Consider the following 16,295-nt stretch of genomic DNA (forward strand, 5'->3'; position numbering starts at 1 on the left):
TATTGAATCGCTCTTTTTCCACAAATCTCAATTATAGAATGGAATTCCCTAACACATGATTGAATTAATGGGCTTCCAGCCAATTGCCTCCAATGCCGGTCTCTACTTCAAGTGGTACGGCTATTCTCACCGCATTGGACATCAGTTTTGGAATCTCTCTTTTGAGCAACTCTACTTCATCTTTATGTGCATCAAAAACCAATTCATCGTGTACCTGAAGGATCATTTTGGACTGTAACTTTTCCTTTTTCATCCAATGATGCACCTGGATCATGGCTACTTTGATCAAATCAGCCGCTGAACCCTGGATAGGCGCATTGATGGCATTCCTTTCAGCAAAGCCCCTCATGGTGGCATTACGGCTGTTGATATCCCTTAAATACCTGCGTCTGCCCAAGATGGTTTCTACATATTCATTCTTCCTTGCTTTCTCAATACAATCGTCCATGTAAGACTTGACAGCCGGAAATTCTTTAAAATAGGCGTCGATAATGTCTTTGGCTTCAGTTCTGGAAATATTCAACCGCTGTGAAAGCCCAAATGCAGAGATCCCATAAATAATCCCAAAATTGGCCGTCTTCGCCTTCCTCCTCATATCAGAGGTCACTTCTTCCAAGGGAACCTGAAAGATTTTTGCTGCAGTGGTGGCATGAATGTCCCGACCGTTTTTAAAGGCTTCAATCATGGACTCATCCTTTGAAAATGCAGCCATAATCCTCAACTCAATCTGTGAATAATCAGCCGCCAAGAGTACATGTTGCTCATCTCTTGGAACAAATGCTTTCCTGATTTCGCGTCCTCTTGCTGTCCTGATCGGGATATTCTGTAAGTTGGGGTTGATCGAAGAAAGACGCCCGGTTGCTGCCACAAACTGATTATAGGTAGTATGTACCCGGCCTGTTTTAGGATTGATCATGGTAGGGAGTGCGTCAACATAAGTAGACTTCAGCTTTACCATTTGTCTGTAATCCAAAATAGCCTGGGCTATCTCGTGTTCCCCGGCCAATTTACTCAACACTTCTTCCCCTGTGGCATATTGACCTGTTTTGGTCTTTTTAGCTTTGGGGTCCAATTTCAACTTTTCAAACAATACATCTCCCAATTGTTTTGGAGAAGCCAAGTTGAATCTCACGCCAGCTAATTCATACACCCGCTTCTCTATCTCTTTGCTTTCCTCATCCAAAATTGTGGATAACTCAGCAAGACTCGCTGTATCAATCTTTACACCTTCAAATTCCATTTCTGCCAAAACGGAAATTAGCGGGCTTTCCACTTCATGAAGCAATTTCTCCAGTCCATTGGCTTTGATAATCGGATCAAACTTCTGCTTGAGCTTTAAAGTAATATCCGCATCCTCTGCTGCATAGGCCACAACCTCATCTACTTCCACATCCCTCATATTGCCCTGATTCTTCCCTTTTTTGCCAATCAGGGATTCTATCGATACCGGCTTATAATTCAGGTATTGCTGCGCCAACCAGTCCATGGAATGCTTTCCTTCTGGCTCAATCAGATAATGCGCCAACATGGTATCATAAAGCTTTCCTTTGACCTCAATCCCATAATTCATGAGCACCAGCATGTCATATTTTACATTCTGACCGATTTTGGCTATTTGTTCATTGGCAAAAAGATCTCTGAACATCTCCAGAATTTCCTTCGTTTTTTCCTGATCTGACGGAATAGGTACATAGAATGCTTCTCCTGGCACATAGGAAAAAGAAAGACCTACTAATTCGGCTTCATTGGGATTCAAAGAGGTCGTTTCAGTATCAAAACAAAATTCTTCCTGCAATTCCAGATAACCAATCAGCTCCCTGATTGCCTTTTCTCCTTCCACTTTATGGTAATCATGTGCAGTGGTCAAGATGCTATCATGCAATACAGGCGCTGGAATAGGACTTTCTTCCACAAATTCTTCCTCTTTGACTTCGGTTTCCATTCCTCCAAAAAGACCCAACTGCTCCGAAACCTTCACCTGAGGTTTTTTCATCTTTTCGCCGAATACTCTTTGTGTAAGGGTTCTAAATTCCAATTCCGCAAAAATAGCCTTCAGTTTTTCTTCATCCGGCCCATCATACCGCAAGGCAACTTCATCAAAATCAACGGGAACATCAATTTTGATAGTGGCCAATTCTTTGGACAGCAGTCCTTGCTGTGCAAAGTTTTCCACATTTTCTTTCTGTTTCCCTTTGAGTTTGTGGGTGTTTTTCAGCAATTCCTCGACAGTACCAAACTCCTTCAGCAATTTGACAGCAGTTTTTTCGCCGATTCCTGGAATACCGGGAATGTTATCCACAGCATCCCCCATCAGGCCAAGAATATCTCTAACCTGATCCACATGTTCAATATCCCATTTGGCACAGACCTCCTTAGGCCCCATGATATCCACTCCATTGCCCATAAAGGCCGGTTTGTATAAGAATATATGGTCTTCCACAATTTGCCCATAATCTTTGTCCGGTGTCATCATGTATACCTCAAAGCTGGTTCTTTCTGCTTTTTTGGCTATGGTACCGATAATGTCATCTGCCTCGAAGCCATCCATCTCCAATACCGGAATATTAAAAGCCTGCACAATTTGCTTGACCCAAGGCGTACCGACTTCAATATCCTCTGGTTGCTCCTGTCTGTTGGCTTTGTAAGGCTCAAACTGAACATGCCTGAAAGTTGGCGCTTTGGTATCAAATGCCACGGCGATATGGGTTGGCTTTTCTTTTTCGAGCACCTCCAATAAGGTGTTCGTAAAACCAAGCATAATGCCTGTATTAAGGCCTTTGGAATTGATTCTGGGGTTTTTGCTGAAAGCGAAGTGTGCTCTATAAATCAGGGCCATCGCATCCAACAAGAAGAGTTTTTTATCTCCTTTTGAGGACATATCGATCTATTGTAATGAGAATGAAATAAAGAAAATTCGAAAAACCAGTTCCGAGAAAGGGCTAAATTACGAATAATAATGAAAAGGAAAGCTGTAAAAAATGCCCACTTTTTTAGAGCGGTAAGTAATTTATTGTCCATAAAATGTAATTTGGTCTGATTATTGGTTTTTAGGAATTGCTAAAGATTTCTTACATTACAAGAAGCTTAGGTTATTATTTATCACTCTAAAACAGATACTCTATGAAAAAGTTAGCGTACTTTTTATCACTTATCATGCTGTTTACAGCATTGGCTCCAGCGGCTATGGCCAAAGAAGCGAAATCAAAAAAAGATAAAATTGAACTGACTGAAGCTGAAGAAGCAAGGTTGGCAGAAATCGAATCCAGGGTAGCCGAAATCAAGGCCATGGATTTTTCCGAAATGGATAACGAAGAAAGAAAAGAAGTAAGAGAGGAATTGAGGGAAATGAAGCGGGAAGCCAAGGATTTAGGCGGAGGTGTCTATTTATCGGTAGGTGCAATCATCATTATCCTGTTAATTTTGATTCTCCTAACTTAATATCCGAACATTTTCCCTTTAAGGTTTTACTAATCAAACACTTAATCAGCAGGACCACCAATTACTTGGGGTTCTGCTTTTTTTCAGAAGCCAATAAACAGCCTCTTAGAAATCAACTATTAAACATTTGAGGTGAATATTTTCCTATACAAATGACTTTTTTGAAATAGATCATCCCATTGAAGTGACTTTTCAAATGCCTGAATTCAGTACCCACATTTAACTTCAACTGCCGTATTTGAATCACCAGCCTCAAAATTCGACATCCTCCTTTATAAACCGTAAGTTTGCAAAAGACGCAATCCCAAAATCATGAAAATCTGTTTTGCTACCAATAACAAAAAGAAAATCGAAGAGGTAATGGCAGCCTTAGGTCATGGGTTCACTATTGTATCCCTTGAAGAAATCGGTTGTCATGAGGAACTACCCGAAACAGGAGATACATTGGACCATAATGCCTTCCAAAAAGCCCGCTATGTTTTTGATCACTATGGAGTTGACTGCTTTGCAGATGATACCGGGCTCGAAGTGGAAGCTTTGGATGGGGCTCCAGGTGTATATTCGGGAAGATATGCAGGAGAACCAAGATCTGATGAAAGAAATCTTGAAAAATTACTTCGGGAAATGCACGGGATTACAAACCGAAAAGCCAGGTTCCGTACCGTTATAGCACTTATACAAGGAGGAAAGGAATATGCTTTTGAAGGTGTGGCAGATGGAGAAATCATTAAAGAGAAAACAGGCTCCGGAGGATTTGGATATGATCCTGTTTTTAAGCCAACAGGATATGACAAAACTTTTGCGGAACTGAGCATGGAGGAAAAAAACCAGATCAGCCACAGAGGCAAGGCAGTGCAGGCTTTGATAAAGTTTCTAAAATAATTTTTTAATTTTGTCCCCCATGAAGAAACCGTTTATCGTTGGGATTACAGGAGGAAGCGCATCAGGCAAGACGCTTTTTCTGGATAAATTACTGCATACCTTTGACCCTGGCCAGGTATGCCTGATTTCCCAGGACAATTACTACAAGCCAAGACACCTGCAGCCCATCGATGACAAAGGCGTGCATAACTTTGATACGCCAAATTCTATAGATTTTGCTCAATATGCTGATGACATTAGGAAAATCGGCAATGGAGAGACAGTTTACAGACAGGAATACACCTTTAACAATCCCAATAAAAAGCCAAAAATGCTGGAGTTTGCCCCGGCACCAGTAGTAGTGGTGGAAGGTATTTTCGTGTTGTATTATCCCGAATTGGCAGATCTCTTGGACCTGAAAGTCTTTATTGATGCCAAAGAATATATTAAACTGAAAAGGAGAATTGTCAGGGATAAGGTAGAAAGAGGCTATGACCTTGACGATGTATTGTACAGATATGAGATGCATGTGATGCCTACGTATGAAAAATACATCGAACCCTTTAAACATGATGCAGACCTGATTATTCCGAACAACAGGAATTTTGATAGGGCATTAGATGTCATCCGGACCTATCTCAGGGTGAAAACAGAATAATCATTGGATTTAGAAGGTTTTGAAGGTTTGGGTCTGACTTTTAGATTTTTTAGCTTTCAAGTGCTTGAATTTGCAAATCTTTCTATATTTGCTCCCCGTGAGAAAAAAGCAGAACCATATCGCCATCTGGAAACAGCGCGCCACATTGATGCTGGTGCTGTTTTTCTGTATGCTGATTTCCGGTGCTGAATATCTCCCTCAACACATTTCAGATCAGGAATCCACTAAAAAAGAAACCAGTAATAATAGCGAACAGTCTGCGGAAAACCAGACATTTTTAAATGTTGCTGTAGATGCGGTAGTTCCTTTTGTGACTGTAGTAGGCCAACAGGTTTTCCACTTGATCTACGAAACCATCACATTTGAAAAACCAGGGATTTCAGGACAGCAAGTATCTGTAGCCCTCAATATTCCTTTTTGGGAAATTCTCTTGGAGCGGATTATTTCCACCAATGCTCCCTGATCTTTTTAACTCATCCCCACACTATTCGGCTTATTATAGCCAATCCATTCAATATTCAGTAATCAATTAAACTTAAATATCATGCGTAACAAAGGTCTCGTGGTGTTTTTGACAGTAATTGTTACAGCATTATGTCTGTACTACCTGTCATTTACATTCGTATCGAACAACATCCAAAACAAAGCTGTGGAATATGCCACAGATGCATCAGGTAATGTAGATTATGTCAAACAGCAATCTTATCTGGATTCTATCTACAGAGAACCTGTTTACAACTTTCTAGGTGCTAAATTCACCTACAAAGAGATCAAAGAAACAGAATTGGGCTTAGGTCTTGACCTTCAAGGAGGTATGCATGTGACCTTGGAGGTGTCTCCGGTTGAAATTGTCAAAGGACTTTCAGGTAACAGCAAAGATGCCACTTTCAATGCTTCTTTGGACTTGGCTACTGAAGCTGCTAAAACTACTAATGAGAAGTTTGTAAACCTTTTCTACACTGCTTGGCAACAAAATGCTGGCAATAGAAAACTAAGTGAAATTTTCGCTACCGCAGCCAACAGAGGAAGGATCTCTTTAGAATCCTCTGATGCAGACATTCTAGCGATCATCGACACAGAGGTCGAAAATGCAATCGAGCGTTCTTTCAATATTCTAAGAACAAGGGTTGACCGTTTTGGTACATCCCAACCAAATATTCAAAGAATCCAAGGCTCAGGTAGAATTCAGATCGAGCTTCCAGGTGTAAGCAATGCCGAAAGGGTAAGAAACCTTTTGCAGGGTGTTGCCAAACTACAATTCTGGGAAGTTGCTGAAATCAATGAATTCTTGGCTGAGCTTGAATCAGTTAACAGCCTTTTGGTGGCAGAAGCCCAGGCAGCAAAAGGAACTGCTGGCTCCACTCCTGAAACAGATACAGAAGATGACACTGCCACGGACTTGGAAAAACAATTGGCCGGAACTGATTCAGCAGACCTATCTTCTCAGGTTTCTCCATTATTCTCCTTACTGAAATCAAATCAGGGATTAGTATATGAAGTAAGGGATACTGTGGCCATCAACAGAATTTTGGCAAGAGAAGATGTAAAATCACTGCTTCCAAGAAATGTGAAATTCCTTTGGGCTGTAAAGCCTCAGGTAATGGACAACATGGAATTATTGGAGCTTTTCGGTATCAAATATAACAGAGCTAGCGACCAAGCGCCATTAGAAGGTGATGTGATTACAGATGCTCGTCAGACTTTGGACCAGACCTCTAGACCTGCTGTAAGCATGCAAATGAATGCTGATGGTGCCAGAAGGTGGAGAAAAATCACTTCTGAAAGTATTGGCAGAAGAATCGCAGTAGTACTTGATGACTATGTCTACACTGCTCCAGTCGTACAAAGTGAAATTCCATCCGGTCAGTCTGAAATCACTGGTAACTTCACCCTTGAAGAGGCGAAAGACTTGGCAAACATCCTAAAATCAGGTTCCCTTCCTGCTCCTACCAAGATCGTAGAAGAAGCCATCATTGGTCCAACTTTAGGTAAAGAGGCTCAAGGCCAAGGTATCATCTCTATGGTAGCCGGTTTGGTTTTGGTTGTTCTCTTTATGGTTGCTTACTACTCTAAAGGTGGGTTTGTGGCGATTGCTGCATTAGTATTCAACATCTTCTTCATCTTGGGTATCCTTGCCCAGTTAGGTGCTGCATTGACCTTGCCTGGTATCGCTGGTATTGTATTGACTATCGGTATGTCCATTGATGCCAACGTTCTGATCTTTGAAAGAATCAAAGAAGAGTTGAAAAACGGTGCTGGAATTATGGCTGCCATTAATGAAGGTTACAGTAAAGCTTTCTCTGCTATCCTTGACTCCAACGTAACGACCTTCCTAACCGGTGCCATCCTTTATGCATTGGGTCAGGGACCCGTAAAAGGATTTGCCATCGTATTGATGATCGGTATTGCTTCTTCCTTCTTCTCTGCTGTGTTTATTACGAGAGTAATTGTACATTGGATGACCAAAAAAGGAGATAAGAGCAGCATTTCTTTCTCTTCGCCAATTGCAGGTGACAAATTGAGTAACCTGAATATTGACTTCTTGAGCAAGAGAAAAGTGGCTTACCTGATTTCTACCGGTATCATCATAATCGGTCTGGGTATTGCTGCTGTAAATGGACTGAAATTCGGTGTAGACTTTACCGGTGGTAGGTCCTATATCGTTGAATTCAATCAGCCTATAGCAGCAAGTGATCTTAAAGTTGGTCTTGATGGTGAATTTGATGGTTCTGTAGAGGTGAAAACCTATGGTGCCAACAACATCATGAAAGTGACCACTTCTTATTTGATCAATGAAGATGATGATGCTTCTAATGCGGAAGTGGAACAAAAAGTAAGAGAAGGAATCGCTTCCATCACAGGACTAACCTATTCTACAGATGCAACCAACCTTTCTGATAGTCAGTTTGCAATCACTGGCTCTTCAAAAGTGGGGGCTACCGTTGCGGATGATATCAAAAAATCTTCTGCTGAGGCAATGTTCTTTGCTTTGGTTGCTATCTTCTTATATATCTTATTGAGATTCCGTAAGTGGCAGTTCTCTCTTGGCTCCATTATAGCCTTGGTGCATGATGTATTCTTCGTGATTGCCGCATTTGCCATTGCATCTGCCTTGGGTGCTACTTTCGAAATTGACCAAGTATTTATCGCAGCGGTATTGACGGTAGTAGGTTACTCCATCAACGATACGGTGATTGTATTTGACCGTATCAGGGAAAATATCGAAAACAGAGGCACTTCCAAACTGGTGAAGATGTTCAATGATGCCATCAATCAAACCATGGCCAGAACTTTGATCACTTCTTTGACTACTTTAATCGTGGTTATTGTACTCCTCATCTTTGGTGGTGAAGTGCTTAGAGGGTTCTCTTTTGCCTTGTTTATCGGTGTTGTAGTAGGTACTTACTCTTCTATTTATATCGCTACCCCTGTGGTAGTTGACTTGATGAAAAGAGAGATTGAGGCCGAAGCTCTAGCAGAAACCGCTGGCAAAAAGAAAGCATAACATCATAAGAATAGTGCAAACTGTTCCTGTTTTTACCAAAAAATCCCCTGTACAGGGGATTTTTTAGTTTATATTAGTACATACCTTTGTAGGGATAATACAAGGTAATGTTCGGAAATTTTTATCATCTCGCTATAGCTATAGGATTTTTGGTTTCCCTTATCCTTCTTAAGGATAAAAAAGGAAAAGAATTAATCGCCCATAAGGTTATTGCCTTCACCCTTTTTCTGGTTTTGATCATGGAATTGGCAGGTAGTTACACTGCATCCAAAAGCATCAACAATTCTCTACTTTACAACATTGGCTGGGTTTATATAGAGTCTTTCTTATTGATTTATTATTTCAATTTGCTGGAATTCAATGAAAAATTTAAAAGGAGCATATTTTACATCTCTTTGGGATTATTGGCTTTGGGGCTGATCAATAGTTTGTTTTTCCAATCACTTACTCAAGTATTCCAGTTCTATTCCTTTTTACCATTTGCCCTACTTATCATAGTTCTGGCAGTCAGATTCCTGACAAATCTGATGAATTTGAGGGTATATGCAGATTACAATTTGGTTCTCTTACCCCACTTTTGGATCTGCTGGGCTATATTATTATTTTATATAGAAGCCATCCTACTTTTTGGGGCCTATCAATTCCGCCCCGTCTTAGTATTGGACAATGTGCATTTATTATTTACCATCAATAAGCTGGTGGCTGGATTGATGTATTTGGTTTTTGGTTTGGCATTTATGTTGCCTTGGATATATAAGAAAAAGTTGGTTATTGAGTAGGTTCAAACCTTCTATTTAATCGTAATGATTGAAACCTTTGTCTTTTTCTATTTGGCTTGGTATCAATTCCATTTTTTTTCAAGAATTTTTGGATTCCTTCTTACCCTACAATGTAGTGATTTCACCAGTATCCATCATTTTGTGTACCTTTTGTTTTTTACGAAATTCCAATTTAAACTAATTAAGCGGGGAAACGCTCCTTTGGGCGTTGATCCTCTGGGTTGTCTTCTTTGAATTTTTTTTACTGCTTGGTTAGTGTATTTTCCCTCTTTGAACTATTAGATTGGCATTGATTTGATCCTGACAGAAACAGTAGGATTGTGTTTTAACACTAAAAGAGGCAAGTTGTATCGACAATAGGAGTAGCTGATTATCTATCATATTTAAGCAAAAACTACCATAAAGTACCAGAAAAAGATTAATTTGGGGATGATTTTAATTTACATAATTTGAACTTTTAAACCACTACAACATGAAACCAGAAGAATTCAGGAAATTTATTGAAGCCTACAACAAACATGGAAAAAAGTCCAAAAAAGCAAGAGGCCAAAATGGGAAAGATATTGAAGATCAGACGGATTGGGTTTGGTTTGACAGGAAAACTTTGCAAGAACTGATAGATATGACAGATGCTGAAAAGGGAGGTATTAAAATGTATTTTGGTCAATATGATAAGGATACGCTCAGCATGATCCCTGAAGGCAGGGCAAAAAGAGAAGAATACATAGGGAGAATTTCTTTGGTGTTGGCACCTTGCAATAAAACGGAAACTGATTTTGAAGACGTATCCCTCATGAAAAGCAGCAGTGATGATGATTCTAACCTAAAAAATGGCGGTTATCTTTGTCCTCCAGGTTGCAATCCTTAATCTAATATGTTACAATATTTCAATTGGTATATAGCCTTCATTGGTTTGGGAATGCTTTTGAGCATTCCCAACTTTTTGATTGCCCACAAGTATAAAAAGGGCCATCTTATCGTTTTTTGCATTTTATTGTTGGCATTCACTTTAGAGATTGCCGGTTTTTACATGTCTAACAATGGAATCCCGAATGTGATTTATTACAATTTGTTCTTTATCCATCTCGAGACCTACCTCATCCTATATTTGTTTTCATTTGTTTTTGAAAGTAAAAAATTAAATAAATGGTTGATGGCAGCAGGTTTGTCGCTTTTCCTTTCCGGCATTATCATCAGTCTTTTTTTCCAGACTATATTTCTTTTTCAAACATACTCCTATGCCCTTGCCAGTGTTCTAATCATTTTCACATCCATCTATTTCTATTACACCATTATTTTCCAAAATAACTATCAGGACATCCAATTGGTCAAGCTGCCATATTTTTGGATCGTTTCATTTTTATTCTTTTTTTACAGTGCTTCTTTCCTATTTTTTATTTCGACGAATATTTGGCTTAAATTAGATATCCAACTGTACAGTTCTTTGGCGCTAATGAACAGAATCCTTGCTGCCTTGATGTATTTGATCATGGGATTAGCATTCTATATTCCATTTTTGTTTAAGGATGGGGATTCTGCCGCGATTTTAGATGAAAGAATCAATAATCAACAAAGTATAAAAACGAACGGGTAACATGGAAAGCAATGCCAGTGATTTGTTTGTGATCGTTCTGATGGGCTTCTTCCTCATGCTGATTATGGGGTCTTTTATCGTGGTAATGGTGGTCATTCACAGGCAGAAACAGTTACAGAACAAGCAAAGACTTGCTGCTGTCCAAGCTGAATTTGAAAAAACCATCCTGAATGCTGAAAAAGAAATCCAGGAAAATACCCTTTCCCATGTAGGCAGGGAATTGCATGACAATATCGGGCAATTACTCTCTTTGGCTAAAATGAACCTCTCCAGTTCCAAGCCCGAAAAAGTCTCTGAAGGGAAAAGTATGATGAACCAGATTATCAAAGAAGTCAGGGCTTTGTCCAAAACACTGAATCTGGATTGGGTGGAGACGATTAGCCTAAGAGAGTTTATTGAAAAAGAACTTGAAAAACTCCAAAGTGCAGAATTTTGTCAAACCCATTTTAATCTTAAGGGAAAAGAATTCACATTGGATAAAGACAGAAAACTAATCCTCATCAGAATATTACAAGAATGCCTGAACAATGCCATCAAGCATGCCCAACCTGAAAATATTACCATCAGCATGGACTTTCAAGATGACCAACTGGAAATCAGGATCAAGGATGATGGAAAAGGTTTTGACACATCTCAGGAAAGCAGTGGTTCAGGCATGTTTAACCTGAAAAACCGTATAGCGACTATAGGTGGAAATATACAAGTGCAATCCATCATTGGAAAAGGTACAGATATCAAACTGTCCTTGCCAAATTCAATTGCTTGACCTATCTTTTCATAATTAAAATCCTAGCCAAAAGATTATGATCAGCATAGCCATTGCCGATGACCACAAAATGTTTGCAAAAGGTATTGAAAGTCTTTTGGAAGAAGAAGAGGATTTTGTCATCAAGGGACTTTTCCCCAATGGCTTAGAACTGATTGAATTTTTAGAAGATAATCTTGTAGATGTTGTGCTGACAGACATGAATATGCCAAAAATGGATGGTACAGGAGTGATTGAAGCCGTCAAAAAGATGGGTAAGGACAACAAAGTGATCGTCCTATCCATGTATGATGATAAAGAACTTTATGAAAAATGCATCAAGCTTGGGGCAGATGCCTATGTCCTGAAAGGTTCCGATCCGGATGAACTCATCTATACCATCCGGGAAGTCCATGAAGGAAATTATATTCAGGGATTTGAAAAACTCATGTTTCAACAGGATGATGGAAAATACCCTGATCATTTTAAAGAGAGATTTAAACTTTCCCGAAGGGAACTTGAAATTCTCCGGCTTATTAAAGATGGAAAACTAAATAAGGAAATTGCCGAAATTCTTTGCCTAAGTCAACATACAGTAGAATCTCACCGCAAAAAAATCCATCAAAAATTAGGGGTAAGTTCTGCTGTGGAATTGGTCAAAAAAGCAATTGAAATGAATCTTTAAGTCAGGTTGATACAAAAAAGAAAAAGGAGACAGTATTTTGTCCCCTTTTTTATTGTAAGAAAGAGCTACACTCCTTTATACGGTAACACCGTAAAGCTCTTTCAATTTTTCGACTGTATAATCTACTTCTTCTGCAGTATTGAACCTACTGAAAGAAAATCTTACAGATTCCCTTTCCGGATCATGGCCAATGGCTTTCAGCACATGGGAACCAACTGTCGCCCCGCTGCTGCAGGCTGAACCTCCTGAAGCTGAGATTCCGTTTAAATCCAAATTAAAGAGCAACATGCCCCTATTTTCTTCTGAAGGCGGCAAACTTACATTCAAAACGGTATACAAACTTTTATTCAAATCGGCTGAAAGACCATTGAAAGCTACTCCCGGAATATTTTCTTTCAAAGCTTCCATGAATCTTGTCTTCAAGGATTCAATATGCTTTCTATGACTGCCCATGTCCTCATAAGCCAGCTCAAGTGCCTTGGCAATCCCTACGATACCAATGACATTTTCAGTTCCTCCACGCATATTCCTTTCTTGCGCTCCACCATGGATAAAGGGATGGATCTTTTTGTCTTTTCTGACATACAAAAATCCTGAACCTTTAGGGCCATGGAATTTATGCGCTCCAGCAACGATGGCATCAACAGGCAGTGTTTTGAGATCATGCACAAAATGACCCATGGTCTGAACAGTGTCAGAGTGGAAGAATGCATCATAGGTTCTGGCTAACTCGCCAATGCGGTTAAGATCATTAATATTCCCGATTTCATTATTGGCATGCATCAATGAAATAAATGACTTTGGATTGGCCTTCAGCAAGGCTTCCAATTGTCCTAGATCGATTTCTCCTTTTTCATTGACATCTAGAATACTTAACTTGACTTTCCCTTTTTTGGCACATTCTTCCAAAGTATGTAAAACTGCATGATGCTCAATCGGAGAAGTAATCGCATGCGTAATACCGTGTGTTTCGATCCCGCAAACTATGGCAGTATTATCTGCTTCTGTACCACCTGAAGTAAAAAATATCTCAGTTGGGGTAGCATTCAGCAATTCTGCCACTTTCTTTCTCGCCTTTTCAATGGCAGACCTTACTTCTCTTCCATGACTGTGCACCGAAGAGGGATTGCCATAGTGAAGCTTCATGAATGGTAGCATGGCTTCTATCACCCGGTCATCCATGGCCGTGGTGGCAGCATTGTCAAGATAAACTCTCATAGTTCAATTATTTGGGCTGGGTTTATGTTCATCCTGATTACCCGAATCCTTTCGAAGACAGGGAAATCAACATTAAATTAAGGAAGCAGATATTACCTCCTTGATATCCAAGATTAATTTATTGGCCAAATGCTCGGCAGTGGCCTGGGTTTCTGATTCGGAATAGATACGGATGATCGGCTCAGTATTGGATTTTCTGAGGTGTACCCACTCTTTGTCAAATTCAATTTTCACGCCATCAATGTCATTGATAGGCTGTTTGCTATATTTCCTTTTGATCTCTTCTAAGACCTTATCCACATTAATTTCAGGAGTGAGCTCAATTTTATTCTTGGAAATATGGTAGTTTGGATAGCTTGCCCTCAATCTGGAAATGCTCTTCCCAAATTTGGCCAAATGGGTCAGAAACAATCCAATACCCACCAAAGCATCACGGCCATAATGGGACTCAGGATAGATGACACCCCCATTACCCTCTCCGCCTATGATGGCATTGGTTTCCTTCATTTTATTGACCACATTTACCTCTCCAACTGCAGCAGCTTGGTATTGCCCACCTCTTTTTTCTGTCACATCTCTCAATGCCCTGGTAGAACTTAAATTAGAGACAGTATTGCCAGGCGTATTGGCCAAGATATAATCAGCAACAGCTACCAGTGTATATTCTTCCCCGAAAGGAGACCCATCTTCATTCATGAAGCACAGCCTATCCACATCAGGATCTACTACGATTCCCAGGTCATATTTGCCTCTGTTCAATTTCTCCGCAATATCCCTGAGGTTCTCCGGAAGAGGTTCAGGATTGTGAGGAAAATGACCATCAGGCGTACAATACATCTCCTCTATATCTTCTACCCCGAGTGCACGGAGCAATTTGGGTACAGCAATACCACCTGTGGAATTCACGGCATCAACCACTACTTTAAACTTACGGGCTTTGATGGCTTCAACATCCACCAACTTGAGGCCCAGTACATGTTCCACATGCCTGTCAATATAATCCTCAATGAGGGTATAAGAACCTAATTTTTTGACTTCTGCAAAAGTGAAATCTTCATTTTCGGCACTTTCCAGAATCGCCTTTCCTTCAGCATCCGAAATAAACTCTCCTTTGTCATTAAGCAGTTTCAATGCATTCCATTGGATAGGATTATGGCTTGCTGTAAGGATAATTCCCCCACCTGCTTTTTCCAAAGGAACAGCCAATTCCACTGTTGGGGTGGTACTTAGACCTAGATCAATTACATGAATGCCCAATCCTTGAAGAGTGGCTGAAACCAATTTGGAAACCATCTCTCCTGAAATTCTTGCATCTCTTCCGATGATTACTTTGGGGTTATTTGTGTGCCTGATAACCCAAGACCCATATGCGGAAGTGAATTTGACTACATCCAATGGAGTAAGACCTTCTCCCGGTTTACCCCCAATAGTACCTCTGATACCGGAAATCGATTTGATTAATGCCACGGTTAAATAATTTAGTTAAAATTGAAAAATCCTGGAAAACCCAGGAAAATAAAAGGTTATTATTTGAATTTGGCCAATACCTTGTCCACTTCATTGTCAGGATTGCCACAGCTGCTGTCTGCATCTACTGTTTTGCCACAATAACTGCAAGTGCCGCCATCTTTATTAAGGTAAGGATTTTGGGAAGCACAAGTTCCTTTAAATTGTCCATCTTTGATGAATATCAGCCTTACTGACATCAAAATGAAAAACAGTGCCAGAAAGCCTAAAGTCAAATACAAGGTTGCCATATCAATATAATTTGCGCAAATTTACGTAATACTTTCAAAACGTCCTCACAATAAGAATAGTTTCCCGAGCATATGTCTGATTTGTCTTCAAGAAAATCCCAGTTAGCAGCATTTGATAGATTATTGACCATTATGGATGAGCTCAGAGAGCAATGTCCCTGGGACAGGAAACAGACTTTGGAAAGTCTCAGACACCTGACCATTGAGGAAACCTTTGAACTATCGGATGCCATCCTGGAAAATAACCTGGAAGAAATCAAAAAAGAACTCGGGGACATCCTCCTACATATTGTCTTTTATGCCAAAATAGGTGCAGAAAAAGAAGCTTTTGATATAGGTTCAGTAATCGACAGCCTCTGTGAAAAACTCATCCGAAGACATCCGCATATCTATGGAGATACTGAAGCCAAAGATGAGGAAACCGTCAAGCAAAACTGGGAAAAAATCAAATTGAAAGAAAAGGGCAATGTCTCTGTATTGGGAGGCGTCCCAAAATCACTTCCTGCCCTAATCAAAGCTATGCGCATTCAGGAAAAGGCCCGAGGAGTCGGATTTGACTGGGAGGAAAAACATCAGGTCTGGGAAAAGGTGGAAGAGGAAATGAAGGAATTCAAAGAAGAATTCAATGCCAGCCATGAATCAGAAATCAACAAAGAAAAAGCCACCGGAGAATTTGGAGATCTGCTTTTTTCGCTGATCAACTATGCAAGATTTATTGACATCAACCCTGAGGAAGCTCTGGAAAGAACCAATCTAAAGTTTATCAAGCGCTTTCAATACCTGGAAAATGCCGCCCGTGCTGCCGGCAGAAATATTGAAGACATGACCCTCGCCGAAATGGATGTCTACTGGGAAGAAGCCAAAAAGATTTCGGAAAGTTAAATTGGCGTTTAAAGTTTGGATTTTAAGTTTTGGATTTTGCTAATTGATAATTTAATGCCGTTAAGTTAAGGAATGTGATTAAATAGATTTGTAATTCATTGAGTATTTCAGTTTAGCTCTGAATTTCCGCTTGAATACCTGGTTTCTTCTTGAATATTCTATTTTGGAAGCGA

15 protein-coding genes are annotated in these 16,295 nt (G+C 40.0%); 11 read left to right on the forward strand and 4 right to left on the reverse strand.

The annotated features are described in order from the left end of the window. Positions 1-64: 64 nt before the first annotated feature. A complete protein-coding gene (gene polA, locus ACFFIP_RS07365) occupies positions 65-2,878 on the reverse strand; it encodes a DNA polymerase I (protein ID WP_382386948.1) in 2,814 nt (937 codons plus the stop codon). A 242-nt stretch (positions 2,879-3,120) separates the two neighbouring features. On the opposite strand from polA, the gene ACFFIP_RS07370 reads away from it, so the two are divergent. The 10 genes from ACFFIP_RS07370 to ACFFIP_RS07415 all read left to right on the forward strand — a co-directional run bounded on the left by ACFFIP_RS07370 (position 3,121) and on the right by ACFFIP_RS07415 (position 12,265). Next, positions 3,121-3,438, forward strand: coding sequence for a hypothetical protein (locus ACFFIP_RS07370; RefSeq protein WP_382386949.1), 318 nt, complete (start codon positions 3,121-3,123; stop codon positions 3,436-3,438). Positions 3,439-3,750: 312 nt separating this feature from the next. Next, entirely contained in the window at positions 3,751-4,320 is a 570-nt protein-coding gene (locus ACFFIP_RS07375) for a non-canonical purine NTP diphosphatase (RefSeq protein ID WP_382386950.1), read from the forward strand. A 19-nt stretch (positions 4,321-4,339) separates the two neighbouring features. Beyond that, positions 4,340-4,957, forward strand: a complete 618-nt coding sequence (gene udk / locus ACFFIP_RS07380; protein ID WP_382386952.1) for a uridine kinase — start codon at positions 4,340-4,342, stop codon at positions 4,955-4,957. 97 nt (positions 4,958-5,054) lie between these two features. Next, complete coding sequence (locus ACFFIP_RS07385) at positions 5,055-5,420, forward strand: hypothetical protein (RefSeq protein ID WP_382386953.1); 366 nt, start codon at positions 5,055-5,057, stop codon at positions 5,418-5,420. A gap of 81 nt (positions 5,421-5,501) precedes the next feature. Continuing rightward, positions 5,502-8,462, forward strand: a complete 2,961-nt coding sequence (gene secDF / locus ACFFIP_RS07390; protein WP_382386954.1) for a protein translocase subunit SecDF — start codon at positions 5,502-5,504, stop codon at positions 8,460-8,462. Positions 8,463-8,569: 107 nt separating this feature from the next. Beyond that, positions 8,570-9,241, forward strand: coding sequence for a hypothetical protein (locus tag ACFFIP_RS07395; protein ID WP_382386956.1), 672 nt, complete (start codon positions 8,570-8,572; stop codon positions 9,239-9,241). 472 nt (positions 9,242-9,713) lie between these two features. After that, positions 9,714-10,109 (forward strand): hypothetical protein, encoded by a 396-nt coding sequence (locus tag ACFFIP_RS07400; RefSeq protein WP_382386957.1) that lies wholly within the window; start codon positions 9,714-9,716, stop codon positions 10,107-10,109. 6 nt (positions 10,110-10,115) lie between these two features. After that, positions 10,116-10,835, forward strand: coding sequence for a hypothetical protein (locus ACFFIP_RS07405; protein WP_382386958.1), 720 nt, complete (start codon positions 10,116-10,118; stop codon positions 10,833-10,835). A 1-nt stretch (position 10,836) separates the two neighbouring features. Further along, positions 10,837-11,601: a sensor histidine kinase gene (locus ACFFIP_RS07410; protein ID WP_382386959.1), complete on the forward strand. Its 765-nt coding sequence runs from the start codon at positions 10,837-10,839 to the stop codon at positions 11,599-11,601. A gap of 37 nt (positions 11,602-11,638) precedes the next feature. Then, a complete protein-coding gene (locus ACFFIP_RS07415) occupies positions 11,639-12,265 on the forward strand; it encodes a response regulator (protein ID WP_382386960.1) in 627 nt (208 codons plus the stop codon). Positions 12,266-12,340: 75 nt separating this feature from the next. On the opposite strand, the gene ACFFIP_RS07420 is transcribed toward ACFFIP_RS07415, so the two are convergent. The 3 genes from ACFFIP_RS07420 to ACFFIP_RS07430 form a co-directional block, all read right to left on the reverse strand. Then, positions 12,341-13,483, reverse strand: coding sequence for a cysteine desulfurase family protein (locus ACFFIP_RS07420; RefSeq protein WP_382386961.1), 1,143 nt, complete (start codon positions 13,481-13,483; stop codon positions 12,341-12,343). Positions 13,484-13,555: 72 nt separating this feature from the next. Beyond that, on the reverse strand, positions 13,556-14,950 hold the full coding sequence (gene glmM, locus ACFFIP_RS07425) for a phosphoglucosamine mutase (protein WP_382386962.1): 1,395 nt from the start codon (positions 14,948-14,950) through the stop codon (positions 13,556-13,558). A 59-nt stretch (positions 14,951-15,009) separates the two neighbouring features. Further along, entirely contained in the window at positions 15,010-15,240 is a 231-nt protein-coding gene (locus tag ACFFIP_RS07430) for a hypothetical protein (RefSeq protein WP_382386963.1), read from the reverse strand. Between the two features lie 72 nt (positions 15,241-15,312). Here ACFFIP_RS07430 and mazG point away from each other — a divergent pair, with 72 nt between their 5' ends. Then, positions 15,313-16,122 carry a nucleoside triphosphate pyrophosphohydrolase gene (gene mazG, locus ACFFIP_RS07435; protein ID WP_382386964.1) on the forward strand — a complete coding sequence of 270 codons (810 nt, stop codon included), beginning with the start codon at positions 15,313-15,315 and terminating at the stop codon, positions 16,120-16,122. Positions 16,123-16,295 lie beyond the last annotated feature (173 nt).

Source organism: Fontibacter flavus, assembly GCF_042432905.1.
Taxonomy (GTDB): domain Bacteria; phylum Bacteroidota; class Bacteroidia; order Cytophagales; family Cyclobacteriaceae; genus Fontibacter; species Fontibacter flavus.